Annotated in this window: 25 protein-coding genes; 14 read left to right on the top strand and 11 right to left on the bottom strand. The window is 69.5% G+C overall.

The genetic code is table 11. The features are described 5' to 3' along the window. Nucleotides 1-867 carry a sulfurtransferase gene (locus tag ACFWN2_RS23780; RefSeq protein WP_382430709.1) on the top strand — a complete coding sequence of 289 codons (867 nt, stop codon included), beginning with the start codon at nucleotides 1-3 and terminating at the stop codon, nucleotides 865-867. A gap of 38 nt (nucleotides 868-905) precedes the next feature. Here ACFWN2_RS23780 and ACFWN2_RS23775 read toward each other — a convergent pair whose 3' ends face one another. Next, entirely contained in the window at nucleotides 906-1511 is a 606-nt protein-coding gene (locus ACFWN2_RS23775; RefSeq protein ID WP_382430707.1) for a hypothetical protein, read from the bottom strand. A 61-nt stretch (nucleotides 1512-1572) separates the two neighbouring features. Here ACFWN2_RS23775 and ACFWN2_RS23770 point away from each other — a divergent pair, with 61 nt between their 5' ends. From ACFWN2_RS23770 to ACFWN2_RS23750, 5 genes are all read left to right on the top strand, one after another. After that, on the top strand, nucleotides 1573-2745 hold the full coding sequence (locus ACFWN2_RS23770) for an acetoin utilization protein AcuC (RefSeq protein ID WP_382430705.1): 1173 nt from the start codon (nucleotides 1573-1575) through the stop codon (nucleotides 2743-2745). A gap of 5 nt (nucleotides 2746-2750) precedes the next feature. After that, complete coding sequence (locus tag ACFWN2_RS23765; RefSeq protein WP_382430703.1) at nucleotides 2751-5420, top strand: GNAT family N-acetyltransferase; 2670 nt, start codon at nucleotides 2751-2753, stop codon at nucleotides 5418-5420. Between the two features lie 163 nt (nucleotides 5421-5583). Beyond that, nucleotides 5584-6417 carry a glutamate ABC transporter substrate-binding protein gene (locus ACFWN2_RS23760; protein WP_382430701.1) on the top strand — a complete coding sequence of 278 codons (834 nt, stop codon included), beginning with the start codon at nucleotides 5584-5586 and terminating at the stop codon, nucleotides 6415-6417. A gap of 31 nt (nucleotides 6418-6448) precedes the next feature. Further along, on the top strand, nucleotides 6449-7216 hold the full coding sequence (locus ACFWN2_RS23755; protein WP_382430699.1) for a GntR family transcriptional regulator: 768 nt from the start codon (nucleotides 6449-6451) through the stop codon (nucleotides 7214-7216). Between the two features lie 416 nt (nucleotides 7217-7632). Continuing rightward, nucleotides 7633-7974: a hypothetical protein gene (locus ACFWN2_RS23750; RefSeq protein ID WP_382430697.1), complete on the top strand. Its 342-nt coding sequence runs from the start codon at nucleotides 7633-7635 to the stop codon at nucleotides 7972-7974. A gap of 60 nt (nucleotides 7975-8034) precedes the next feature. Here the strand turns inward: ACFWN2_RS23750 and ACFWN2_RS23745 are convergent, their stop codons facing one another. From ACFWN2_RS23745 to ACFWN2_RS23720, 6 genes are all read right to left on the bottom strand, one after another. Further along, on the bottom strand, nucleotides 8035-8604 hold the full coding sequence (locus ACFWN2_RS23745) for a hypothetical protein (RefSeq protein ID WP_382430695.1): 570 nt from the start codon (nucleotides 8602-8604) through the stop codon (nucleotides 8035-8037). Next, the gene (locus ACFWN2_RS23740) at nucleotides 8597-9181 is read right to left on the bottom strand and encodes a hypothetical protein (protein WP_382430693.1); all 585 of its coding nucleotides are present in this window, start codon (nucleotides 9179-9181) and stop codon (nucleotides 8597-8599) included. Before ACFWN2_RS23740 ends, ACFWN2_RS23745 begins: the two co-directional genes overlap by 8 nt. Before the next feature lie 70 nt (nucleotides 9182-9251). Then, nucleotides 9252-10430 carry an RtcB family protein gene (locus tag ACFWN2_RS23735; RefSeq protein ID WP_382430691.1) on the bottom strand — a complete coding sequence of 393 codons (1179 nt, stop codon included), beginning with the start codon at nucleotides 10428-10430 and terminating at the stop codon, nucleotides 9252-9254. A 10-nt stretch (nucleotides 10431-10440) separates the two neighbouring features. After that, on the bottom strand, nucleotides 10441-11112 hold the full coding sequence (locus tag ACFWN2_RS23730) for a hypothetical protein (RefSeq protein WP_382430689.1): 672 nt from the start codon (nucleotides 11110-11112) through the stop codon (nucleotides 10441-10443). A 47-nt stretch (nucleotides 11113-11159) separates the two neighbouring features. Continuing rightward, complete coding sequence (locus ACFWN2_RS23725) at nucleotides 11160-11960, bottom strand: ABC transporter permease (protein ID WP_382430687.1); 801 nt, start codon at nucleotides 11958-11960, stop codon at nucleotides 11160-11162. Further along, entirely contained in the window at nucleotides 11957-12913 is a 957-nt protein-coding gene (locus ACFWN2_RS23720; protein ID WP_382430685.1) for an ATP-binding cassette domain-containing protein, read from the bottom strand. Before ACFWN2_RS23720 ends, ACFWN2_RS23725 begins: the two co-directional genes overlap by 4 nt. 96 nt (nucleotides 12914-13009) lie before the next feature. Here ACFWN2_RS23720 and ACFWN2_RS23715 point away from each other — a divergent pair, with 96 nt between their 5' ends. Both ACFWN2_RS23715 and cpt read left to right on the top strand, forming a co-directional pair. Beyond that, nucleotides 13010-14338: an NAD(P)-binding domain-containing protein gene (locus tag ACFWN2_RS23715; RefSeq protein ID WP_382430683.1), complete on the top strand. Its 1329-nt coding sequence runs from the start codon at nucleotides 13010-13012 to the stop codon at nucleotides 14336-14338. Continuing rightward, nucleotides 14328-14861 carry a chloramphenicol phosphotransferase CPT gene (cpt, locus tag ACFWN2_RS23710; RefSeq protein ID WP_382430681.1) on the top strand — a complete coding sequence of 178 codons (534 nt, stop codon included), beginning with the start codon at nucleotides 14328-14330 and terminating at the stop codon, nucleotides 14859-14861. Before ACFWN2_RS23715 ends, cpt begins: the two co-directional genes overlap by 11 nt. Here cpt and ACFWN2_RS23705 read toward each other — a convergent pair. From ACFWN2_RS23705 to ACFWN2_RS23690, 4 genes are all read right to left on the bottom strand, one after another. Further along, nucleotides 14858-15439 (bottom strand): class I SAM-dependent methyltransferase, encoded by a 582-nt coding sequence (locus ACFWN2_RS23705; protein ID WP_382430679.1) that lies wholly within the window; start codon nucleotides 15437-15439, stop codon nucleotides 14858-14860. The two genes, cpt and ACFWN2_RS23705, sit on opposite strands and share 4 nt — an antisense overlap. 67 nt (nucleotides 15440-15506) lie before the next feature. After that, nucleotides 15507-17009 carry an aldehyde dehydrogenase (NADP(+)) gene (locus ACFWN2_RS23700; RefSeq protein WP_382430677.1) on the bottom strand — a complete coding sequence of 501 codons (1503 nt, stop codon included), beginning with the start codon at nucleotides 17007-17009 and terminating at the stop codon, nucleotides 15507-15509. Further along, entirely contained in the window at nucleotides 17006-17830 is an 825-nt protein-coding gene (locus tag ACFWN2_RS23695; RefSeq protein ID WP_382430675.1) for an NAD-dependent epimerase/dehydratase family protein, read from the bottom strand. The genes ACFWN2_RS23700 and ACFWN2_RS23695 overlap by 4 nt, the downstream gene beginning before the upstream one ends. A gap of 43 nt (nucleotides 17831-17873) precedes the next feature. Continuing rightward, nucleotides 17874-18662 (bottom strand): IclR family transcriptional regulator, encoded by a 789-nt coding sequence (locus tag ACFWN2_RS23690; protein ID WP_245786551.1) that lies wholly within the window; start codon nucleotides 18660-18662, stop codon nucleotides 17874-17876. A gap of 124 nt (nucleotides 18663-18786) precedes the next feature. Here ACFWN2_RS23690 and ACFWN2_RS23685 point away from each other — a divergent pair, with 124 nt between their 5' ends. The 6 genes from ACFWN2_RS23685 to ACFWN2_RS23660 are packed head-to-tail and all read left to right on the top strand — an operon-like array spanning nucleotide 18787 to nucleotide 25260. Then, nucleotides 18787-20106, top strand: a complete 1320-nt coding sequence (locus ACFWN2_RS23685; RefSeq protein ID WP_382430672.1) for an ABC transporter substrate-binding protein — start codon at nucleotides 18787-18789, stop codon at nucleotides 20104-20106. Then, nucleotides 20103-21074, top strand: a complete 972-nt coding sequence (locus ACFWN2_RS23680; RefSeq protein WP_382430670.1) for a carbohydrate ABC transporter permease — start codon at nucleotides 20103-20105, stop codon at nucleotides 21072-21074. Before ACFWN2_RS23685 ends, ACFWN2_RS23680 begins: the two co-directional genes overlap by 4 nt. Then, nucleotides 21071-21952: a carbohydrate ABC transporter permease gene (locus ACFWN2_RS23675; protein ID WP_382430668.1), complete on the top strand. Its 882-nt coding sequence runs from the start codon at nucleotides 21071-21073 to the stop codon at nucleotides 21950-21952. The genes ACFWN2_RS23680 and ACFWN2_RS23675 overlap by 4 nt, the downstream gene beginning before the upstream one ends. Then, complete coding sequence (locus ACFWN2_RS23670) at nucleotides 21949-22863, top strand: 5-dehydro-4-deoxyglucarate dehydratase (protein ID WP_382430666.1); 915 nt, start codon at nucleotides 21949-21951, stop codon at nucleotides 22861-22863. Before ACFWN2_RS23675 ends, ACFWN2_RS23670 begins: the two co-directional genes overlap by 4 nt. Nucleotides 22864-22876: 13 nt before the next feature. Next, the gene (locus tag ACFWN2_RS23665; RefSeq protein ID WP_382430664.1) at nucleotides 22877-24136 is read left to right on the top strand and encodes a glucarate dehydratase family protein; all 1260 of its coding nucleotides are present in this window, start codon (nucleotides 22877-22879) and stop codon (nucleotides 24134-24136) included. Next, a complete protein-coding gene (locus ACFWN2_RS23660) occupies nucleotides 24133-25260 on the top strand; it encodes a hypothetical protein (protein WP_382430662.1) in 1128 nt (375 codons plus the stop codon). The genes ACFWN2_RS23665 and ACFWN2_RS23660 overlap by 4 nt, the downstream gene beginning before the upstream one ends. Nucleotides 25261-25289: the final 29 nt, after the last annotated feature.

Here is a 25289-nt window from a genome sequence, read left to right as displayed (position 1 = left end):
GTGCATCCCTTGATCACTCCTGAGGCCCTCGCCGACGCGCTGGGTACGCGTTCGGCCACCGTCGTGCTGGACGTCCGGTGGCGTCTCGGTGGACCACCCGGACGCCAAGACTACGAGGTCAGCCACGTGCCCGGCGCGGTGTACGTGGATCTGGACACCGAGTTGTCCGCTCCACCCGGCGTCGGGGGCCGTCATCCGCTGCCGGATCCGGAGCGGTTGCAGGCGGTGCTGCGCCGCGCGGGCGTGCGTGAGGGTGGCCGGGTTGTGGCCTACGACGCGGGGGACGGGTCGGTCGCCGCTCGGGTGTGGTGGCTGCTGCGGTGGGTGGGGTTCGGCGAGGTCGCGGTGCTGGACGGCGGGTTCGCCGCCTGGGAGGCCGCCGGGTTGCCGGTGACCGCGGACGTGCCGGCTGCGCCTGCCGGCGGTGCGGACGGTGGAGTCGCCGCTGGGGACGTGGTGGTGCGGCCTGGGCAGATGCCGGTGCTGGACGCGGACGGTGCGGCGGCGCTCGCTCAGGACGGCGTGTTGCTCGACGCTCGGGCGGCCGCGCGGTATCGCGGGGAGACCGAGCCGGTGGATCCCAGGGCCGGGCACGTTCCGGGTGCGGTCAACGCGCCGACCACCGGGCACGTCGGTGCGGACGGGCGGTGGCTCGGGGCGGAGGAGTTGGCCGCGCGGTTCGCCGGGCTCGGGGTGTCGGGTGGTGTGGCTGTCGGCGCGTACTGCGGGTCGGGCGTGACCGCCTCGTCCGTCGTGCTCGCGCTGGAGGTCGCGGGGGTCACGTCGGCCGAGAAGCCGGCGGCCCTGTACGCCGGCTCGTGGTCCAACTGGTGTGCGTTGGACCGGGAGGTCGCTACCGGCGGCTGACGGCCGCCGCCGGTGCGGGGCAGGCGCGGCGCTGGGAGTCAGGCGCTGGGGATGCGGTTGAAGCCCTCGGTGGCGAGCTTGAGGGCCGTGGCGCAGGTGTCCAGGTCGTCGATCGCCAGGACGCTCACCGAGAAGGCCGGCGTGATGACGTTCGGGTCGTCGGTCAGCATGACGGTGACCTGGCAGTCCTCCTTGGAGGCGCTGACCTGCCAGGCGGTGTTGCCGCCGATCTCGATCTGCTTCTTGTCGCCTTCCTGGTCCGCCACGTCCGGGACCGTCACCATCTGGGTGATCACGGTCGACGGGTTGGTGGTGGTGTGGATGCAGCCGCCGTCCGCCGAGGACTTGCCGCCGGTGGCGGCCTCGATGTCCGCCGACTTGAGGACGCCGCAGGTCTCCAGGCCCGTCGCCTTCTTCTTGGTGCCGATCTTCACGTCGCCCTGCTTCTGGGCGGTGGTGGGGCTCGCCGGTTTGGAGGCGGGGGTGCTGGCGGAGGGTTTCCGCGAGGTCGTGGTGGGGTCGGCGGGTTCTTGGACCGCGTTGGTGTCGGCTGTCGCGTTGCCCTTGACCTGCTCGGCGCAGCCCGTGACGGCGGCGAGGGTCAAGCCCAGTGCGAGGAGGATGGCCGCTGGTCTCAGGTGCATGTCGCCTCTGACCCCTGTTCGGTGAGATCGGTTCCGCGTCCGCGACTGTAGGTTGCAAGGCATGGGTAAGCCAGCCGCTGTTGTCTGGGACGGGTCCTTCCTCGGGTACGACCTCGGTGGCGACCATCCGCTGAACCCGGTCCGGCTCGACCTGACCGTCCGGCTCGCGACGGCGCTCGGGGTGCTGGACGGCGTCGAGTTGCGGGAGCCGGTGGCGGCCAGTGACGAAGAGATCGAGTTCGTGCACAAGCCGGGGTACCTGAGTGCTGTGCAGGCGGCGCCGACGGCCGGGTGGGACGTCGGGCACGGGCTGGGGACGGCGGACAACCCCGTGTTCGAGCGGATGCACGAGGCTTCGGCGTTGGTGGTCGGCGGGTCGCTCGTGGCGGCTCGGGCCATCGCGTCCGGTGAGGTGGACCGGGCCGTCAACATCGCCGGTGGGTTGCACCACGCGATGCCGGACAGCGCGGCCGGGTTCTGCGTCTACAACGACTGCGCGGTGGCTATCGAGTGGTTGTTGCGCAGCGGGGTGGAGCGCGTCGCGTACGTCGATGTCGACGTGCATCACGGGGACGGGGTGCAGACGGCGTTCTGGGACGACCCGCGGGTGCTGACGATCTCGCTGCACCAGCACCCGCTGAGCCTGTGGCCCGGTACCGGGTGGGCCGGTGAGGTCGGCGGCGCCGGGGCCGAGGGGAGCGCGGTCAACGTGCCGCTGCCCGCGGGGACGCGGGACGGTGGGTGGATGCGGGCGTTCCACGCGACCGTGCCGTCGCTGTTGCGGGCGTTCCGGCCTCAGGTGCTGGTCACGCAGTGCGGTGTCGACACGCACAAGGAGGACCCGCTCGCGGACCTGTCGCTGAGCGTGGACGGGCACCGGGCGATCTACCAGGCGTTCCGGGACCTGGTGAACGAGCACGGGTACAAGTGGCTCGCGCTTGGGGGCGGCGGGTACGAGCTGCTCAGGGTCGTGCCGCGGTCGTGGACGCACCTGCTGGCGACCGTGCTGGACCGCGACGTCGACCCCAACCGGCCGTTGCCGGCGGACTGGGTGGCCCATGCGACGCGCATCGCACCCGAGTGGCCTTTGCCCGCGTCCATGACCGATGGATGCGACCCTGGACACCAGCCGTGGGGCGGGGACGCGGAGGAGCCGGTCGACAAGGCGATCCGCGAGACGCGCCGGGCTGTGTTCCCCTTGCACGGACTTGATCCCGACGACCCCAGGGACTGACACCGGTGCCGGACAGCGGTAGTGATTCCAGCGCGAGAGATCCGAGGGCGCGAGACTCGTTCGACTTCCCCCGGCACTGGGAGGCGGACGTCGTCCTGAGCGACGGCGGCACCGTCCACCTGCGGCCCATCACGCCGGACGACGGCGAGGAGCTGCGCGAGTTCCACGGGCGGCTGTCCGAGCGGACGCGGTACTTCCGCTACTTCGGGCCCTACCCGCGGATTCCGCAGCGCGATCTGGAGAGGTTCAGCACGGTCGACCACCACGACCGGGTGGCGCTCATCGCGCTCCTGGGCGACGACATCGTCGCGGTCGGGCGGTTCGACCGGCTCCACGGTGATCACCACCGGGGGGACAGCGCCGAGGTCGCGTTCGTCGTCGAGGACGGTCACCAGGGGCGCGGGCTGGGCAGCATCCTGCTCGAACACCTCGCCGCGGCCGCCAGGGAGGTCGGGCTGGCCCGGTTCGAGGCCGAGGTGCTCGCCGAGAACGGGCAGATGGTCCGGGTGTTCCGCGACGCCGGCTACCAGGTCAGCAGGGCGTTCGAGGAGGGCGTGCTGCACCTCGAGTTCGCGATCGACCCCACCGACGAGTCCGTCGCCGTCGCCAGGGCCCGCGAGCAGGCCGCCGAGGCCCGCAGCGTGCACAACCTGCTGCACCCGCGCAGCGTCGCCGTCATCGGCGCTTCGACCGACCCGACGAAGATCGGGCACGCGGTCCTCAAGAACCTTCTCGAAGCCGACTTCAACGGGCCCGTCTACCCCGTCAACGCCGAGCACCGCGCGGTCAGGGGCGTCCGGGCCTACCCGACCGTGCTCGACATCCCCGACGACGTCGACCTCGCCGTCGTCGCCGTCCCCGCGGCCAGCGTCGACGAGGTCATGGACGGCTGCCTCGCCAAGGGCGTGAAGGCGCTCGTCGTCGTCAGTTCGGGCTACGGCGAGACGGGACCGGACGGTCTGTCGGCCGAACGCAGGCTCGCGGCGGAGGCCAGAGCGCACGGCATGCGCGTCGTCGGTCCGAACGCGCTGGGCGTGCTCAACCTCGACCCCAAGGTCCGCCTCAACGCGAGCCTCGCCCCGAAGCTGCCGTCACGGGGCCGCGCGGGCTTCTTCTGCCAGTCCGGCGCCCTCGGCACGGCCATCCTCGCCAACGCCGCCGGCTGGGGCCTCGGCCTGTCCACGTTCGTCTCGGCGGGCAACCGCGCCGACGTCTCCGGCAACGACCTGCTGCAGTACTGGGAGACCGACCCGTCCACCGACGTCGTGCTGCTCTACCTCGAGTCGTTCGGCAACCCGCGCAAGTTCGCGAGGCTCGCGCGCCGGCTCGGCCGCACCAAGCCCATCGTCGCGGTGAAGTCCGGCCGGCACGCCGTCGTCCCCGGCCTCGCCGCCACCGCCGCGGACGTCGACGAGGCGAGCGTGCAGGCCCTGTTCGAGCAGGCCGGCGTGATCAGGGTCGACTCGCTGGCCCAGCTGTTCGACACCGCGCTCCTGCTGGCCCACCAGCCCCTGCCCACCGGCAAGCGCGTCGCCGTCGTCGGCAACTCCACCGCCATCGGCCTGCTCGCCGCCGACACGCTGCTGGCCCAGGGCCTCGACCTCGCGGGCGAACCCGTCGACGTCGGCGCCCAGGCCACCCCTGAGGAGTTCGCGAAGGCGGTCGAGCAGGCCCTGGACCGCGCCGAGACCGACGCCCTCGTCGTCGTGTTCGTGCCCCCGATCGCGGTCCCCGGCGCCGCCTACGCCCGCGCGCTCAAGGAGGCCGCACACCGCACGAAACCGATCGTCAGCACGTTCCTCGCGGTCGAGGGCATCCCCGACGAGCTCAGGATGCCCGGCAAGGGCTCGATCCCCAGCTACGCCAGTCCCGAACGCGCCGTGCTCGCCCTGGCCCGCGCCGTCCGCTACGCCCGCTGGCGCGCCGCACCGCAGGGCACCTTCGTGCGTCCTGAAGGCATCGACGCCGACCGGGCGCGATCCATTGTGGACAACCCCGAGGTCGAGGTCCGGCTCGACGACCTCAAGGCCGTCGAACTGCTGGAGTGCTACGGGATCGACGTCGTCCCGTTCCGCATCGCCCACAGCGCCGAAGAAGCCGCGCTGGCAGCCGAAGAACTCGGTTATCCAGTGGCGATGAAAGCAACCAGCGAACGACTGCGCCACCGCACCGACCTCGTCGGCGTCAGGCTCGACATCGCCCAGCGCGAGTCGGTCATGGCCGCCTACCACGACCTCGCCGCCCTCTCCGGGAAGCCGGGCGTGTACGTGCAACGCATGGCGCCCAAGGGAGTCAGCTGCGTCCTGGGCCTGCAGGACGACCCGAGCTTCGGCACGCTGGTCTGGTTCGGACTGTCGGGACTGGTCAGCGACCTGCTCGGCGACCGGGCCTACCGGGCGGTACCCCTCACCGACACCGACGCGGCGGAACTCGTTGCGGCACCGAAAGCAGCGCCTCTGCTCACCGGTTACCGCGGCGACGAACCCGCGGACCTGAAAGCACTTCAGGAACTGGTACTCCGTTTGGCGGCGCTGGCAGAGGACCTTCCGGAGGTGCGGTCACTGAAGCTCGAGCCCGTTCTTGCTTCTGCCGCAGGCGCTTTCGTGAGCAGCGCGCGCGTTGTCATCGGACCGCCGCCGTCCCGGCACGACGCCGGACCGCGCCGCTTGCGCTGAACTGAACTGTTACCGCACCGATTCCGTTGTTTCCATTCGGTTCTGGGTATGGACATGCGTCCTGCCGCCGCTTAGGTTTCCCGCATCGCCGAGCACGCCGACCCAGGTGCGCAGGCGCATGCCCGTGGAATATCGCTGTAGTGCAACCGCTGTAGAGGGACGAATGACGCCGAGAGCACTTCTCCGCCTGGTGGCGACCTTGAGCGCGGCCGTGCTCCTGCTCGCCTCGTGCGCGGGTGGTGGCGGGTCCGGCATGGCCAGCAAGGTCAGCGCGAACGACCGCATGGTCATCGCCGTGTCGTACGACCAACCGGGACTGTCGGTGCGCAGGCTCGACGGCAGCTACCGCGGGTTCGACGTCGACGTCGCCAAGTACATCGCGAACGAACTGGGCGTCAAAGAGCAGAACATCACCTGGCGGGAAGCGCAGCCGGGCAACCGCGAGACGCTCCTGACCAGCGGTGAGGCCGACATGGTCGTCTCCACCTACTCGATCACGGACAAGCGCAAGCAGATCGTCGAGTTCGTCGGCCCGTACTTCGTCGCCGGCCAGGACCTGCTGGTGCGCATGAACGAGAACCGCATCGACGGCCCCAAGTCGCTCAACGCCACCCTCCGCCTGTGCTCCACCGCCGGGTCCACGTCGGCCGAGTACGTCCGCGACCAGTTCGCGAAGGACGTGAAGATGGTCGAGTACGCGAAGTTCAGCGACTGCGTCACGGCGCTGCTCGCGGAGAACGTCGACGCCGTCACCACCGACGACGTGCTGCTCGCGGGCTACGCCGCCCAGAACCCCGAGCTCCTGCGGGTCGTCGGCGACCCGTTCAGCAAGGAGGAGTACGGCGTCGGCCTGCACCGCGACGACCCGAACAGCAAGGCGAAGGTCCAGGCGGCGCTGCAGAAGATGATCGACACGGGTGCCTGGCGCAAGTCGCTGGAGGCCAACATCGGATCTTCCGGCTACAAGATCCCCGACCCGCCGCTGCTGGCCCCGTGATCACACGGGGCGTAACGTAGGCTCACGCCACGTGAACCGCGTCCCGCCGCACCGCGCTGATCGTCCTGTTCGCGCGGGCATCCCAGAACACGGCCGAGTCCCGCGCTACTACGCGGTCAAGGCCGAGCTCTTCGACCTCGTCGAGAACCTCGGCGAAGGCACCGTCCTGCCGTCCGAACGCGAGCTCGCCGAACGGTTCTCCGTCTCGCGCGTCACGCTCCGCCAGGCCGTCAGCGAACTCGTGCTCGAAGGCAAGCTCATCCGCCGCCAGGGCAGCGGCACGTTCGTCGCGCCGCCGAAGCTCGTTCAGCCGTTGTCCCTGGTCAGCTACACCGAGGGCATGCGCCGTCAGGGCGTCGAACCGAACCGCACCGTCATCACGGTCGAGGAGCTCGGCGCCGACGAGGGCCTGGCCCGCGACCTGGCGATCGAGCCCGGCGACCCGATCGTGCACCTCGAACGCGTCCTGCTCGCCGACGACGAGCGCATCGGCCTCGAGTCGACGTACCTGAGCCTCGGCCGCTTCCCCGGCCTGCTGGAGAAGCTCGACCCCGCCGGGTCGCTCTACGCGTGCCTCACCGAACGGCTCGGCGTGCGTTTCGCCGAGGCAGAGGAACGCGTCGAGACGGTGCTCGCCACGCCCCGCGAGGCACTGCTGATCGGCACCAACCCGGCGCTGCCGATGCTGTTGCTGCACCGCGTCTCCTACGACGTCGAGGGCCACCCGATCGAACGCGCCCGATCGCTGTACCGGGGTGACCGGTTCAGCTTCGTGGCGAGGCTGCACGCCGAGCGGTAGGAGTCGAAGCGACCGTCCAAGATGGACGGAACGCACGCGGTCGCCGGCCGCGGAGCGGATTCCTTTCGGGCCCCAACGGAAACGTTCTCACGAGCCCGCGCACTTTGAGTGACTCTCCAGGCGCGTCCGGGAGGCTGACGGCGAACGGGGCCGTGCGGGCTGTGCGTCCGGGACCGGCCGGGCCGGTGGGTTGGCCGCCGTTCGGATCGTCAAGCCGTACAACGGTTTCCCGCGGCTCCGTTACCCGTTGTACGGGTGCGCGTGACCATCGGGTGACGTGACTGCGGGTCACCGGATCCCGTGCGGGAACAGGAAGATACCGCCCGTTCGCACTCGTTCCCCGCTCAAGGCGCGGAGGTACTGTTGACGGTGAGAACTTCAGTGTCCGCAACGGTGCGGAGGAGCGGGGGTGTGCCGTGTCCTTCAAGGCGGAGTTCCTCGCAGAACTCGAGGACTGTCTGCGCGGCTACGGCGCTGTCCCGGTGAGCAATCCCGACGCACTCGCGTTGTTCATCGAGTTCGTGCGAGCCCTTCCGGAGACCGATCAGAGGCTGCGCTGCCTCGAAGGTGTCGACCAGGGTTCCGGCTCGTTCTGGAACAACCCCGCGGTGTGGTGGGAGCAGGTGCCGAGGTTCGGCGCGGGGCTGCCGCGATGCGGATCGGCGGAGTGCCGCAAGCTGCTGGACGACATGCTCGACGAGGCGATCAGCGACGAGATCGACGTGCTCGAGATGGAGATCCGCGAACTTCCCAGCTAGTCCGGACATGCCTGCCGGCGCCGCCACCTGTTACGGCCGCGGCGCCGGGGCTTCCAGCACTTATTTGACGGCGACCAGCGACTTGAACAGTTCCCGATAGCGGTGGAGGGCCAGTCGCAGGTCCTCGGTCTGTGGATCACTGTTTCCCTCGAGCTGCTTGGTGAGGGAGCGGTGCCGGGTGGTGAGCTCTTCGAGTGCGCGCGTCACGAGCGCGTCCGCCTTGCTGACGGCCGACTTCGGGTCGTCGACGAACTCGTACTGCACCGCCTGCCACTCGTCCTCGAGCCTGCCGGCCGAACGCTGGTCCGTGCGCTGCGGCTCGGTGTGGCGCTGCTCGGCAGGGCGCTGGTCAGCAGAACGCTGGTCAGCAGGGCGCTGCTCGGCGCGGTGCTGCTCGGCACGGTGCTCGCCGCGCTCGTGGTCCTGGCGCTGCGGTTCGGTGCGCTGGTGCTCGGCGCGCTGGGCTTCCGTGCGCTGGGCTTCAGTGCGCTGGGCTTCAGTGCGCTGAGCGTCGGTGCGCTGAGCCTCGGTGCGCTGCTGGGTGTCCGTGCGCTGGCCGTCGGCGCGCTGCGCCTGTTGCGGCCGGGCCGGAGTCGGAACCCCGGCGGAGTGGGTGGGGGCCTCAGACATCGGTCTTCTCCTTCCGCACGGCTTCTCGTTCCTTGCTCGGCGTCGTGCCGTGTTCCAGCAGGTCGGTGAACAGCTCGCGGTAGTGCACCATCGCGGTGCGCAGGTCCTCGGTGCTCGCCTCGCCGATCTCCTGGCGCTCCGAGATGTCGTGCGCCTTGCGGTAGTGCTCCAGCGTCCGCGCGTGCTCGACGGACAGAACGCTCAGCTGCGCCTCGTACCCCTCGGTGGGGTACCCGCGCTCGGCCATCAGATCGGTCACGAGGCGGTCGGCGTCGGAGATGGCGCTCTCCGGCGAGTCGACGAACTTCGCCTGCACGGTCGCCCAGTGCCGGCGGTAACTCTCCTGCGCCGTCTGCGAAAGCGGCTTCAGGTCGAACTCGCTGTGGCGGTGCTCCCGCTCGGCGAGCTCCTTCTCCGCGGCCGATCTGTTGTCGCTGTGCTCGACCACGCGGTCGTATTCAGGGCCGAAGCGGTCACGAAGCTTCTTGCGCTGCATGGCGGGCCTCAGCACGATCGCGAGGATCACCAATGCCGCGACGATCGCGACCACAACGCCGATGATGGCGCCCGTTGACATGGAAAAACCTCCAAGACAGGCAAACTCTCTGGCTGTCCGGAGGCTTTCCCGTTCACTCACAAGGGAAACATCAACCCTTGATACAAACCACTTGCTTGAGCTTCGCGACCACCTCGACCAGGTCGGACTGGTTCGCCATCACCGTGTCGATGTCCTTGTAGGCGCCCGGAATCTCGTCCACGACGCCGGAGTCCTTGCGGCACTCGACACCACTTGTCTGGTCGGCGAGATCCTGCGTCGTGAACGTCTTGCGGGCCTTGTTGCGGGACATCCTCCGGCCGGCGCCGTGCGACGCCGACTCGAACGAGTCCGGGTTCCCGAGACCGCGCACGATGTACGACCCGGTGCCCATGGAACCCGGGATGATGCCCAGCTCACCGCGGCCCGCGCGGATCGCACCCTTGCGCGTCACCAGAACGTCCTCGCCGAAGTGGTTCTCCTCCGACACGTAATTATGGTGCGCCGAGATCGGCTCCTCGAAGACGATCTGCGGGAACTCGGCGCGCAGCACGTCGCAGACCAGGCGCAGCATGACCGCGCGGTTGCGTCGCGCGTAGTCCTGAGCCCAGTACAGGTCGTGGCGGTACGACGCCATCTCGGGCGTGCCCGAGAGGAACACGGCCAGGTCCGGGTCCGGCAGCTCGGAGTTGTGCGCGAGCGTGCGCGCCACCGCGATGTGGTGCTGCGCCAGCTCGTTGCCGATGCCACGCGACCCGGAGTGCAGCATGACCCACACCTGCTGGTCGCCGTCCAGGCAGACCTCCAGGAAGTGGTTGCCGCCCCCGAGCGTGCCCATCTGGTGCATCGCCTTGTCGGCGCGCGCCTTCACGACGGGCGTGAGGTCGTCGAACTTCTTCCAGAACGTGCCCCAGTCGGACGCGTCCCTCTCGGTGAACGCGGTCGCCCTGTGCTGACCGAACCCGACGGGGACGACGGCCTCCATGCGGGACCGCAGCCCGCGCAGGGTCGCCGGCAGGTCGCTCGCCGTGAGCGAGGTGCGCACGGCGGTCATGCCGCAGCCGATGTCCACGCCGACGGCCGCGGGGGAGACGGCGTCGCGCAACGCGATCACCGAACCCACCGTGGCGCCCTTGCCGTAGTGCACGTCCGGCATGACCGCGATGTGCTTGAACGCCCACGGCAGCGAGGAGATGTTCTGCAGCTGCCGCATGGCGAACTCCTCGACCTCGTCCGGTCGAGTCCACATGCGAATGTCCACGTTCTGGCCGCGGACCAGGGTTGCTGCCATGCCCACGAGGTTAGGCGGCGCTTCGCCCGTTCCACAAAAGAGTTTCCGCGCCGACGAACTCCCACGTGCCCTTGCGGAACTTCGCCTTGCGGAGGTCACCGCCGATGTTCGTGACGAACGCCCGCACGGTGGGCAGGTCGTCGACGGACGCGATGAGGATCGCCTTGCCCTGCAACGTGACGCTGCCGCCGCCGAGCTTCTCGCGCGCGACCGCGTCGTTGAGCAGGCCGGTGCGGACCTGCTGTGCGGTGAGTCCGTCGACCTCGACCTGCACGGCGTCGACGGCGGGCGAGTTCGCGGGCAGGAACCGGAACGTGAGCACCGACTCCTGCCGGAACTGCTTCGCGATCGCCGAAGCGGTGTGCCGCAGGCTCTCCGCGTTCAGCGTGACGTCGAACCTGCGCGAGCGTTCGAACGTCGTCTGCTGCAGGTCGCTCGACCAGAACACGCCGTCGAGCAACGTCGACCGCGTGGTGTGGCCGCCGTTCGCGCGCACGATCCCGCGGACCTCGCGGTCGAACCTCACCAGTCTGTCCTGGAGCCGCGGATCGGCGGGATCGGTGATGATCGCGGTGTTGTTCGTCGCGAAGATCTCCGGGGACGGCAGCGGGGTGCCCGCCGCCGTCCCCGCGGAGACCGCGACCGCCAGTACCGACGTGACTGCCACGAGAAGATTTCGCATGGCGCACAACGTATGGCGCGAACCCCGTCGGGCGCACCCCGTCCCACTCAGCGGGCCACCGCGCGCTTGTACTGGTAGTTGGCCAGCGGGACGAAGATCAGCAGGAAGATCACCACCCACGCGAGCGACGCGACGACCGGGTGCTGCAATGGCCACGCGTCCGGCGCCGGTTGCAGGGGAGAGGTGTTGCCGAACAGCTCGCGGGCGGCCAGCGTGACGGCCGAGACCGGGTTCCACTCCGCGACGTGGCGCAGGCCCGCCGGCAGGTTCTCCGACTGCACGAACGTGTTCGCGATGTAGGTGATCGGGAACAGGAAGATGAAGCTCGCGTTGTTGAACACCTCGGGACTGCGCACCAGCAGCCCGATCCACGCCATCGCCCACGAGAACGCGTACGCGAACAGCAGCAGGATCCCGACCCCGGCCAGGGCCTCCAGCGGCGACGAGTGGACGCGCCAGCCCACGATCAGGCCGGTGACCATCATGATGACGACGACCAGCGCGTTGTTGACCAGGTCGGACGTGGTGCGCCCGACCAGGACGGCCGAGCGGGCCATCGGCAGCGAGCGGAACCGGTCGATGATGCCCTTGGTCATGTCCTCCGCGAGACCGCTGCCGGTGATGGTCGCGCCGAACAGCACCGTCTGCGTGAAGATGCCCGCCATCAGGAACTCGCGGTAGTCCATGCCGGGGATCTGGATCGAGCCGCCGAACACGTAGGCGAACAGCAGCACGAACATGATCGGCGCCGCGGTGGAGAACACCAGCAGGTCCGGCACCCGCTTGATCTTGATCAGGTTGCGCTTGGCGACGACCCCGCCGTCCGCAAGCGCTTGCAGCAGCTTCACTTCTCGTCCCCGCCTTCCGCACGGTGGCCGGTCAGGGCCAGGAACACGTCGTCGAGCGTCGGCCTGCGCAACCCGATGTCGAGCACCTTCACCGACTCCGCGTCGAGCAGCCGGATCGCCTCCATCAGCACCGAGGACCCGCCCGCGACCGGCACGGTGAGGTGGTGCTGGCGGTCGTCGGCGCCGATCGGCCCGACGGCGAGACCGGCCAGCGCGCTCCGTGCGGTGCCGAGCTCGGAGGGCGTGGCGACGGACAGTTCGAGGCGCTCCCCGCCGACCTGGTCCTTGAGCTGGTCGGAGGTGCCCTCGGCGATCACCACGCCGTGGTCGATGACGGCGATCTGGTCGGCGAGCCGGTCGGCCTCCTCCAGGTACTGGGTGGTCAGCAGCACCGTGGTGCCGCCCTGGACGAGCTCCTCGATCACGTCCCACATGCCGAAGCGCGACCGCGGGTCGAGGCCGGTCGTCGGTTCGTCGAGGAACAGCACGGACGGCTTCGCGACGAGCGCGCCCGCGAGGTCGAGCCGGCGCCGCATGCCGCCGGAGTACCCCTTCGCCGGACGGTCGGCGGCGTCCTCCAGGTCGAACCGGGCGAGCAGCTCGCGGGCTCGTTCCCGGCTCCGCACGCGGCCGAGGTGGTACAGACGGCCGACCATGTCGAGGTTCTCGAAGCCGGTGAGGTTGTCGTCGACGGCCGCGTACTGGCCGGAGAGACCGATCTTCGTGCGCAGCTCGTCCGCCTGCCCGCGGACGTCGAGCCCGGCGACGCGCGCCGACCCCTCGTCCGCTTCGAGCAGGGTGGTGAACACCCGCACCGCCGTCGTCTTGCCCGCGCCGTTGGGGCCCAGCAGACCCGTGATGGTGCCTTCGGGAACCCGCAGGTCCAGGCCGCCCAGCGCGACGACCGACCCGTAGCGTTTGACCAGGCCTTCAGCCACGATCGCGTCTGTCATGCGGGCATCATGAACCTCCGGTCCGACATTCTCGTCCGATTTCGGCCGGTGACCGGTGATTGACAGCCGCCGCGAACGTGAAAATACTTCGGTCGCATGGATCGCGTGTGCGTAATCGGGGCGGGCTCGTCCGGCATCGCCGCATGTCAGGTGCTCGGCGCCCGCGGCATCGAGTTCGACTGCTTCGAGACCGGCTCGGAGATCGGCGGCAACTGGCGCTACCTCAACGACAACGGCATGTCGTCGGCCTACCGGTCGCTCCACATCAACACCTCGCGGCAGATGATGGAGTTCAAGTCCTTCCCGATGCCCGCGCACCTGCCCGCGTACCCGTCGCACTTCCAGATCGCCGAGTACTTCGACGACTTCGTGAAGCACCACGGGTTCCGCGACCGCATCCGGTTCCGCACCGAGGTCACGTCGGTGTCCGTCGCGCCGGAGGGCTACTCCGTGACGACGCGCGACCGCGACACCGGTGAGGAGACCTCGGCCGTCTACCGCTGGGTGATCGTCGCGAACGGGCACCACTGGTCGCCGCGGCTGCCCGAGCCCGCGTTCCCCGGCTCGTTCGACGGCGAGGAGATCCACGCGCACTTCTACAAGACGCCGGAACGGTTCGCGGGCAAGAAGGTCCTGGTGCTCGGCATCGGCAACTCCGCCTGCGACATCGCGGTCGAGTCCTCCCGCGTCTCCGCGCGGACGTTCCTGGCGATGCGCCGGGGCGCGCACATCATGCCCAAGTACCTCTTCGGCATGCCGACGGACCACCTGACGACGTCGCCGCTCGCCCGGTTCGCCCCCTCGTGGCTGCAGGCCCTGTCGCTGGGGGTGATGCTGCGGCTGGCACGGGGCAAGGTCTCCGACTACGGGCTGCCCGAACCGTCGCACGGCATCCTCGGCGCGCACCCGACGGTGTCCGACGACCTGCTGACCAGGCTCGGCCACGGCGACATCACCGTGAAACCGAACGTCGAACGGCTCGACGGGGCCGGTGTCGTGTTCGCCGACGGGTCCCGCGAGGACGTCGACGTGATCGTCTATTGCACCGGTTACAGGGTGGAATTCCCGTTTCTGGATCAAACGGAGTTCCCGGCCGTCTCGTCGCCGGACAACGAGGTGTCGCTGTACCGGCGGGTCGTGGACCCGGCGCATCCCGGGCTGTACTTCCTCGGGCTCATCCAGCCGCTCGGGGCGATCATGCCGCTGGCCGAGGCCCAGGCCGAGTGGATCGCCGACCTGGTTTCTGGCCGGGGCGCCCTGCCGCCGGTGCCGGAGATGAAGGCCGAGATCACCACCTACCGGGAGAGGCTGCGGCGCAAGTTCGTGAAGTCGAAGCGGCACACGCTGGAGGTCGACTTCCTCGGCTACCAGCGCGAGTTGCTTCAGGAACGGCGGACGTGGGTACGGTCGGAACGTGCCATCTAGTGCTCAGGTGATCGTTCTCAACGGCGGGTCCAGCTCCGGCAAGTCCGGGATCGCGCGCTGCCTGCAGGCCGTGCTGCCGGAGGCGTGGCTGGCCATCGGAGTCGACACGCTGATCGACGTGATGCCCGCCCGGCTGCGGCTAGGGTCCGAAGGCATCGGGTTTGCGGACGGCGACGTCAGCGTCGGCGCCGAGTTCCGGGTGCTGGAGGACGCGTGGATGACGGGCGTCGCCGCCATGGTGCGCGCCGGGGCGCGGGTGATCGTGGACGACGTGTTCCTCGGCGGTGCCGAGTCGCGGCGGCGGTGGGAGACCGCGCTGACCGGCCTCGACGTCGTGTGGGTCGGGGTGCGGTGCGACGCCGAGGTCGCCGCCGGCCGTGAGCTCGCCCGCGGTGACCGCGTCGCCGGGATGGCCGAGACGCAGGCCGACCTCGTACACCGCGGCATGACCTACGACGTCGAGGTCGACACCGCGAAGGCCGAGGCGGTCGAGTGCGCGCGGGTGATCGCCGCGAAGATCTAGCGGCGGGTCATCAGGAAGCACGCGAAACCGCTGCCCCGCTTCGGTTCCGGGAGCCGCTCGATCTCGAAGGACTCCCCGAACAACCGCTGCTCGGCACCGGCCCCCAGACCGGGGAACCGGCCGCCACGACGCTTCCACCACGGGATCTCGTCGTAGAAGCACCACATCAGGAACACCGAACCGGGGTGCGACAGGCGGTGCACGGTCGCTGCCATCGCGTCCACGGAGGACCCACGCAGGTCGTCCAGCACGCTGTAGTCGACGAGCAGGTCGAACGTCCCGGACACGCCGGGGATCGCGGGCGCCGTCAGGTCGCCGTGCAGCCAGTCGACCGACAACGACGGAGGCGTCGCGCGCCGCGCCTTCTCCAAGCCGACGGGGGAGAAGTCCACGCCCGTCACGGCGAAACCGCGCTCCGCCAGGAAGATCGAGTTCGCCCCGCTGCCGCAGCCGAGGTCGATCGCACGGCCGGGCGGGATCCGTCCCGACGTCACCAGCTCGACCAGTTCGGAACGAGCCCCGCCCTCCCACGGCGCATAGGTGCGGTACATGAAGTTGTAGGCGCGACGACCGACCATCCCATGTCCTCCCAACGAAAACGGGGCCACCGACATCGTGTCAGCGGCCCCGTTCGCGGGACAGGTCTCAGTGGACGCCCAGCACGCCGTCCACCCGGCGGGGGATGCCGAGCGGGTTCGAGTCCTGGAGCTCCGCGGGCAGCAACGCGTCCGGCCACGACTGGTACGTCACCGGCGCGATCCAGCGGCGGATCGACGTCGCGCCCACCGACGTGTGCAGCGGGTTCGTCGTCGACGGCCACGGGCCGCCGTGGTGCTGGCCCCACGCCACCGCGACACCGGTCGGCCAGGCGTTGAAGATGATCCGGCCCGCCACCCGGCGCAGGACCTCGGCGACCTCACCGGCCTGCGCGTGGTCCGACTCGGCGGCGTGCACCGTGCCGGTAAGCGTGCCCGGCAGCTTCGCCAGCACCGAGTGCAGCTCGTCCGGCGACGAGTACGTCACGACCAGCGCGGCCGGGCCGAAGTGCTCCTCGGTCAGCTTCTCGAGGTTCTCCTCGAACACCTTCACCGACGTGCTGAACAGCAGCGGCGCCACGGCCCACGCCTCGTCCGGGCGGGTGCCCGTGGACACCACGGAGACGAGGTCCGACGCGGCCAGCGCGTCCGTGCCCGACTTGTAGGAGTCGCACATCCGCTCGTTCAGCATCGCGCCACCGGACGACGCGGCGACCGCCTCACCCAGCGCGGGCACGATCGACTCGGGTGCGAACACCAGCCCGGGGTTCGTGCAGAACTGCCCGACGCCCATCACCAGCGACTGCGCGAAACCGGCCGCGATGTCCGGCGTGGCCGCGCCCGGCAGGATCACCGTCGGGTTCACGCTGCCCAGCTCGCCGTAGAACGGGATCGGGTCCGGCCTGCCCTGCGCCAGGTCGAACAACGCCCGGCCGCCACCGGTCGACCCGGTGAAGCCGACCGCGCGCACCGCCGGGTGCTTCACCAGCGCGACACCGGACTCGGTGCCGTACACGATCCCGAACACGCCCTCCGGCGCACCGGCCTCGCGCAGCGCGTCCACCACGACCCGCGCGGTCTCGCGCGACGTCGACGGGTGCGCCGAATGTGCCTTCACCACAACGGAACAGCCGGACGCGAGCGCGGAGGCCGTGTCACCGCCGGCGACCGAGAACGCGAACGGGAAGTTCGACGCGGAGAACACCGCGACCGTCCCGAGTGGACGCAAGACACGGCGCAGCACCGGCCGCGGCGGGATGATGTCCGGGTTCGCCGAGTCCAAAGTGGCCTCGACGTAGCTGCCCTCGCGCAGCACCTCGCCGAACAGCCGCAGCTGGTTCGTCGTGCGCTTGAGCTCGGTCGTCAGCCGCGGCACGCCCAGCGCCGTCTCGCCGTCGGCCGTCTCGACGAGCAACGCCGACTCGGCGTCCAGCGCGTCCGCGACCTTCTCCAGCACCACGGCCCGGTCCGCCGCCGCGACGACCGACCACGCCGAGAACGCCGTGGCCGCCGCGGTCGCGATGCGGTCCACCTCGCTGTCGGGGGTCTTCGCAACCGGTTCGCCGTACGGCTCACCGGTGCGCGGGTTGTATCCCTGCACGCCGTGGCTCAACGCCCTGCCTCCTTGACTGCCGTGTCGAAGTCGGGGCCGCACCAGGCCCCGCCCAGGTACCTCACCGCGGGCGACGAGGGGTCTGGCTCACCGTGCTTTTCCAGAACCTCGGCCGCGTACACCTCGGAGTCGTCCTGAGGTTCGTACCCGAGCGCGCGGGCCTCGTCCAGCGAGAACCAGGCGCGCTTGTTGGCCGAGATGCCCCACACGAGGCGGAAACCCGGTGAGGGAAAGGAAAGGCACGCCTCGAACAGGCGCGCGCCGTCGTCCGGCGACATCCACGTCGACAGCATCCGCACGTCGCGCGGCTTCTCGAAGCACGACCCGATGCGGATCGCGATCACGTCCAGGCCGTAGCGGTCGGCGTACAGCGATCCCAGCGCCTCCATCGCCACCTTGGACACGCCGTAGTAGGTGTCCGGGCGGGGGAAGGCGTAGTCACCGGCCTCGCCGTCGGCCTGTTCGACGTAGCCGACGGCGTGGTTCGAGCTGGCCAGGATCACCCGGCGGACGCCCGCACGCCGTGCGGCCTCCAGGACCGTGTGCGTGCCGTCGATGTTGACGCGCAGGATCTTGTCCCACGACTCTTCGAGGCTGTGGCCGCCGAGGTGGATCACCGCGTCGACGTCCTGCAACGCGGCCTCCATCGCGGCCATGTCGGTCACCGACGCCTCGACGAGCTCGACGTTCTCGCCCTCGGCGGCCGCGGGCAGCTCCGCGATGTCCAGCAGCCGCAGGACACGGCCGTCGGCGGCGAGGCGGGTGCGCATGAGCGTGCCCACCCCGCCGCCGGCGCCGGTGATCAGGATGCGTGCGGTCACGGGTTGGAACCCTCCGTCTTGATGTTCAGGTGTACCGGGAAGTTCAGCGGCCGAACTGGCGGAGGAGCTCGGTGATCGTGCGGGCGGCGTCGAGCAGGGCGGAGATGACCTGCCGCTCGTGCTCCGGGGTCAGCCTGCCCAGCGGGACCGAGCAGCTCATCGCGTCCAGCACGGGGTTGCGGTAGGGCAGTGCCACCGCGAAACAGCCCAGGCCGGGCGTGTTCTCCTCGCGTTCGTGGGCGAAGCCCGCGTTGCGGAACCCGGCGAGCTGCTCGTGCAGCGCGGCCCTCTCCGTCACGGTGTTGGGCGTCAGCGGCGCCAGTTCGTCGGGGAGGATCTGGTCGACCTCCTCCGGCGTGCGCGTCGAGAGCACGGCCTTGCCCAGGGACGTCGAGTGCGCGGGCAGCCGGCGGCCGACGCGCGAGACGACGCGCAGGTGGTGCTCGGACTCGCGGCTCGCGAGGTAGACGACGTCCGCGCCGTCCAGACGGGCGAGGTGGACCGTCTCGTTGATGTCCTGGCGGACCTGTTCCATCACGCGGATCGCCGCCCGCACAACGGGGTCGTGGTCCAAATAGGACGTACCGACGAGCAGTGCGCGCACGCCGATGCCGTACGTGCCCCTGTCCGAGTCGACCTCCACCCAGCCGCGCGCCACCAGCGTCTGCAGCAGCATGTACAGGCTGGACTTGGGATAGCTGAGCTCGCGGTGCAGCTCGGTGAGCGTCAGCCTGCGGTCTGACGCGGACAGCACTTCGAGCAGCTCCACCGTGCGGTCGGCGGACTTCACCGCCCCGGGACGCGCTGTGCCCTTGTCGATCGGCGACGCCACCTGACCTCCTCGAAACAGTTAAGCAACTTGCCCTTGACACGTTGCTGCGCTGATTCTTACAGTCCTGCAGCAGGTTCACAAGTACGACCCAGGTTCATATATCTGAACGCGAAGGGCTCCGACGATGCGCCGTAGAACTGCCACAACACTCGCCACGCTGGGCGTGGCCGCGCTGCTCGCGGGATGCGGCAGCGGTGGCAGCACCGCGGCGTCGAACAAGGACCCGAACAAGCCCCTCGAGGTGTGGACCCGCTCGACGGAGGCGACCGCGAAGGTCTACGAGAAGATCTTCAAGTCCTTCACCGAGAAGACCGGGGTGCAGGTCGACTACAAGCCGATCTTCAACGACTTCGACAAGCAGGTGCAGCAGCGAGCCGCGTCGAAGGACCTCCCCGACGTCGTCATCACCGACACCGGCTCGCTCGGCAACTTCGTCAAGCAGGGCTGGACGACCGAGGTCGCCAAGGACGACGTCGCGGGTGCCGGCGACATCGTCGACCGCGCGTGGAACAACGGGAAGGGCGCGGACGGCAAGTACTACGCCATCCCGTACTCCACCCAGGCGATGGTCACGCTGATCCGCAAGGACTGGCGCGAGAAGCTCGGCAAGCCGATCCCCACGACGTGGGAGGAGCTCGACGACCTCGCGAGGGCGTTCACGCGCAACGACCCCGACGGCAACGGCCAGAACGACACCTACGGCATGCTCGTGCCGGGCACGACCGACCGCGGCTACCTCGCGTGGTGGGCGACCAGCTACATCTGGCAGGGCGGCGGCGACATCCTCGAGGACGAGGGCGACGGCAAGTTCCGCGTCGGCATCGACTCGCCGGAGTCGACCAGGGCCGTCGACCGGCTGCGCAAGTTGTTCTGCGAGGACAAGGTCATGCAGCCCGGCTCGCTGACGCTGGGTACGAACGACGCGCACCCGCTGTTCGAGTCGGGCAAGAGCGGCATCTACCTCACCGGCCCGTACATGATCGGCCGCTTCGACAAGTCGCTCGGCAAGGACAAGTACGAGGTCGTCGCGTCCCCGAAGGGACCTGCCGGCGCCACGGTGCTCGGTGAGGGCGAGAACATCTACCAGATGGCCGGCTCCGCGAAGACCGCCGACCAGAAGAAGCTCGCCGAGTACCTGATCACGCCCGAGGCGCAGCAGGCCGGCATGAAGGGCGACCCGCAGCCGGTCGTGCGCCTGCCCGTCAACAAGACCGTCGACGTCAACGCGACGTACAAGGACCCGCGCTGGGCGACCGTCGCGGGCGTGTACTCCAGTGAGGCGCGGCCGTTCCCCAGCGTCCCGAACTTCGCGCCGTTCCGGCAGAAGACCTCGGAGACCCTCAACTCCATCTTCGCGAAGTGCCCCGCCGACTCCTCGGCCGAGCTGAAGTCGCTCGCGGACGCGCTCAAGAAGGAGCTCGACAACCAGAAGGCGTCGAAGTGACGGCTGTTCAGTCACTCGGCGACACCCGAGACGTGGGCTCGACGGCTAGTGGCGGCGGTGCCGTCGAAACCCACCCCGTGAGGCGGCGCCGCCGGCGTCGCCTCACGGGAGCCACCTTCATCCCGTGGCTCTTCCTGCTCCCCGCCGCGCTGATCTTCCTGGTCTTCAAGTTCATCCCGATGGCGGAGGGCATCCGGCTCTCGCTGTTCGAGGTCCGGCCGTTCCTCGGGGACGTCTTCGTCGGGTTCCAGAACTACGCGACGATCCTGCGGGACGAGAAGTTCCTGACCGCCAGCTGGCACACCCTCGTGCTGGCCGGCGGTCAGACGGTCGGCGCGATGGTGATCGGCTTCTTCCTGGCGTTGCTGCTCGAAGGCCACACCAAGTCGCTGTGGTTCGTCCGGTCCGCGGTGTTCCTGCCCGTCGTGGCGGCCACCGCGGTCATCGGTGAGATCTGGCGGCTGTTCTTCTACCCGGCGCCGGAGGGCTTCCTCAACGAGCTGATCTCGTGGGTCGGCCTCGGGCCGTGGGAGTACATCCACAGCACGGACACCTCGCTGGTGTCGGTCATGTTCGTGGGCATCTGGAAGCACGCCCCGTACGACATGGTGCTGATCCTCGCCGGGCTCGCCGGCATCGACCGCCAGCAGTACGAGGCCGCCGCGATCGACGGAGCCTCGACGCCGCAACGGATCTGGAACGTCACGCTGCCCGCGTTGCGCCCGGTCATCACGATCCTCCTGACCCTGGCGGCGATCCGCGGCCTGCGCGTCTTCACCGAGGTCTACGTGCTCACCGGCGGTGGCCCGGCCGGCTCGACCGACGTCTGGATGACCCGCGTCTACACCACGGCGTTCGAACAGTCCGAAGCCGGACTCGCGTCGGCTGGTTCTGTGCTGTTGTTCCTGGTTACCTTGATTCTGACGGTCAGCGTGCAGTGGTACCGCCGCAGGAGGGAAGCGCGATGAGCACCGTGAACTCAAGTCGCTTCGACAGCGCCATCGGCTGGTCCACCCGCCCGGACGCGTGGGTCGGCAGGACCGTCCGGTTCCTCTTCAGCGCCCTCGCTGTAATCCTTTTCTGCGGCCCGCTGCTGGTCATCTTCTCCGGCGCGTTCGACCACAACCCGGACCCGACCAAGCTGTCGGTGATCCCGGACAGCCCGTCGCTGATCAACTTCCAGGTCGCGGCGGAGAACAAGATCTGGCACTACCTGATGAACTCGCTCGTCATCGCCGGTGGTGCGCTGCTGTTGCAGCTGTCGGTGAGCGTTTTCGCCGCGTACGCGTTGGCGCGCAAGAAGTTCCGCGGTCAGGCCATCGCCCTGCTGGTCATTCTCGCCACGATGATGTTGCCGGAGGAGGTCATCGCGATCCCGCTGTCGCTGGTGATCGGAGACCTACCGCTGGTGCACGTGAGTCTCAAGGGCACCCTGCTCGGCGTCATCCTCCCGCTGGGGGCCTGGGGTTTCTCCATCTTCGTCATGACGGAGTTCATGAAGGAGATCCCCGGCGAGCTGGAGGAGGCGGCCAAAGTGGACGGTGCGGGGGAGCTGCGCCTCTTCGCGCAGATCATCCTCCCGCTGTGCAAACCCGCGCTCGGCGTCATCGCCGTGTTCGGCTTCAACATGATTTGGGAGCAGTACCTGCTTCCCCTGATCGTCGCCGCTGACCCCTCCGATTACACGCTCACGGTCGCACTTCTCGCGCTCCGCTCCGACGACCAGGTCGGAACGGGCATCGTGCTGGCCGGTGCGTTGCTGGCGCTGGTACCGAGCCTGGTCGTGTACCTGTCGCTGCAGAAGTCCTTCCTGCGTGGGATCACCACCGGAGCGATCAAGGGATGAGTCTGGTTATGCAACTCGATGGTGTGCTGTTCTTTCCGGTGACCCCGTTCGACAGCGAGGGGAACATCGCGTACGACGTGCTCGCCGAGCACGTCAAGCACGGTGTCTCCGCCGGGCCGGGCGCGGTGTTCGTCGCGTGCGGCACCGGCGAGTTCCACGCGCTGGGGCTGGAGGAGTTCGAACGGGCGGTCGCCGTCGCGGTCGAGGCGACCGCCGGCAAGGTGCCGGTGTTCGCCGGCGCGGGCGGCTCGATCGTGGCCACCAAGCAGTTCGTGAAGGCCGCGGAACGCGCGGGCGCCCAGGGCATCCTGCTGCTGCCGCCGTACCTGGTGAGCAACCCGGCCGCCGGTCTCGTGCGGTTCGTGGCCGAGACCGCCGCCGGCACCGAACTGCCGATCATCGTGTACCAGCGCAACAACGCGCGGTTCACGCCGGAGACCGCCGTCGAGGTCGCGCGGATCCCGAACGTCGTCGGCTTCAAGGACGGCCTCGGCGACCTCGACCAGATGCAGCGGATCGTGCTGTCAGTCCGTGCCAACGTTGACAAGCCGTTCCAGTTCTTCAACGGCCTGCCCACCGCGGAGATGACGCAGCTCGCGTACCGGGCCATCGGCGTCGAGCTCTACTCGTCCGCGGTGTTCTGCTTCGCGCCCGAGATCTCGATCGGCTTCTACAACGCCGTGCAGTCGGGCGACACGAAGCTCGTGAACCGGTTCCTGTACGAGTTCTACAAGCCGCTGGTGGAGCTGCGCGACCTGGTCCCCGGCTACGCGGTCGGGCTGGTGAAGGCCGCGGTGCGCGCGAACGGGTTCGAGGTCGGTGGCGTGCGGCCGCCGCTGGTCGACCCGACCGACGAGCACCTCGTCGCGCTCGACAAGATCATCGCCGCGGGCAAGGCACTGCTGAGCTGAGAGGGCGTTCGGCATGAAGATCACCGAGATCGTTCTGACACCGATCGCGTTCCGGGACCCGCCGCTGCTGAACTCGGCGGGCGTGCACGAGCCGTGGGCGCTGCGCACGATCGTCGAGGTGCACACCGACGAGGGCATCTCGGGGCTGGGGGAGACCTACGGCGACCTCGGGCACCTGGAGCGCTCGCGGTCCGTTGTGGACTCCCTCATCGGCCTCGACGTCTTCGCGTTGAACGAGATGCACGCGCGGGTCGCCGCCGCACTCGGCGGCGAGGCCGGGCCGGACAAGCACGGGCTGACCGGCAAGATCACGGCGGAGAGCACCGTCGACCGCGTGTACTCGCCGTTCGAGGTCGCGTGCCTGGACGTCCAGGGCAAAGCACTCGGGCGCCCGGTGAGCGACCTGCTGGGCGGCGCGGTGCGTTCCTCCGTGCCCTACTCCGCCTACCTGTTCTACAAGTGGGACGGGCATCCCGGCGCCGAGCCGGACGAGTGGGGCGAGGCGGTCGACCCCGCCGGGATCGTGGCGCAGGCCTCCAAGATGATCTCGCGGTACGGGTTCGGGTCGATCAAGCTCAAGGGCGGCGTCTTCCCGCCGGAGCAGGAGATCGAGGCGATCCGCGCGCTGCGCGAGGCGTTCCCGGACCACCCGCTGCGGCTCGACCCGAACGCGGCCTGGTCGGTCGAGACGTCGCTGCGGGTGGCCGCCGAGCTCGACGGCGTGCTGGAGTACCTGGAGGACCCTGCGCCGGAGATCTCCGGGATGGCCGAGGTGGCCGCGAAGGCGCCGATGCCGTTGGCCACCAACATGTGCGTGGTCGCGTTCGAGCACCTGCGTCCGTCGGTGGAGCAGGACGCGGTGCAGGTGTTGTTGTCGGACCACCACTACTGGGGCGGTCTGCAGCGGTCGCGTCAGCTGGGGATGATCTGCCAGACGTTCGGCATCGGCCTGTCTATGCACTCGAACTCGCACCTCGGCATCTCGCTGGCCGCGATGACGCACCTGGCGGCGGCGACGCCGAACCTGAACTACGCGTGCGACACGCACTACCCGTGGAACGCGGCCGACGAGGTCGTGGAACCCGGCGTTCTGTCCTTTGTGGATGGTGCGGTGCCGGTCCCGACGACACCGGGGCTCGGTGTGTCGCTGGACCGCGACGCGTTGGGGCGCCTGGCGGAGAACTACGTCCGCTGCGGCATCACGGCTCGTGACGACACGGGCTACATGCAGAAGTTCGACCCGAGCTACGAGAGGAAGCGTCCCCGGTGGTGAAGTCGGTTGTCCACGCCTACCCGTGGGACCTGATCGGAGATCCCGAGGCCGTCGCGCGGTATCAGGCGCTCGGGGTCGACGCGATCGCCCTGGCAGCGTCGTACCACACCGTGCGGGCCGCGACGCCGCTCCACCCGTCGCACCGTCTGGTCGACGCACGGCACGCGGCGTTCTACCTGCCGGTGCGTGCGGAGAAGTACGGCCGTCTGGTACCCGCCGAACCGTCCTGGGTGGACGGTTCGGACTCGTTCGGCGATGCGGCGGCTCTGGTTCGTGCGGCGGGACTTCCGGTGTACGCGTGGACCGTGCTGACGCACAACTCGCGCCTCGGCGACCTGCACCCGGACGTGACGGTGGTGAACGCGTTCGGGGACCGCTACCCGTACGCGTTGTGCACCGCGCAGCCCGACGTCGTCGAGTACACGTCGGTGCTGGTGTCGGAGGTGCTGGAGCTCGGCGCGCCGGACGGGATCGTCCTGGAGGCCTGCGGGCCGCTGGGGTTCTTCCACGGCGGGCACCACGAGAAGACCGACGGCACGGACTGGAACGCGGTGCAGCAGAAGCTGTTGTCGCTGTGCTTCTGCTCGGCCTGCACCGCCCTGTACGCCGACCCGGATGCTCTGCGTGACGCGGTCCGGGCCGGGGTCGACCGCGGCGCTCTCACCGTCGAGGAAGCGCTGGGAGCGCTCGCGGACGACGTTCAGGCCGTCCGCACCGGCGTCGTGCGCTCGTTGCGGCAGCGACTGGTGGGCGAGATCCGTGCCGCCGCGCCCTCGGTGCGGGTCGGCATGCACGTGACGGCGGACCCCTGGGGCACCGGGCCGTTCGCGACCGTCGCCGGGGGAGTCGGCGCTGACATCGATGTCCTGACGACGATGTGCTGGCCCGGCCCGGACGTCGCCGTGCCCGGCATCGAGGCCCTGCGCGCCGCGGCCCCGGACACGCGGATCGCCGCGTACGTGCTGGGGCTGCCGCCGAAGCCGGCCGACGGGGCGGCGCTGTCCAAGGAATGGCTGGCGTACCTCGACGCCGGTGTGGAGGAATTCCACCTCTACCACGGGGGTCTAGCGTCCGCTGCACGCCTGGAAGCTTTGCGAGAGGCTGTAACCGCCGTTAGCCGGTAACTGTGAAAGAAAGTCGCTGCAACCCGTTG

It is taken from the genome of Lentzea sp. NPDC058436 (assembly GCF_042721515.1).
Taxonomy (GTDB): Bacteria; Actinomycetota; Actinomycetes; order Mycobacteriales; family Pseudonocardiaceae; genus Lentzea.
Note: the sequence above shows the minus strand (reverse complement) of the source record. Positions and strands in the feature narration are given on the sequence as shown.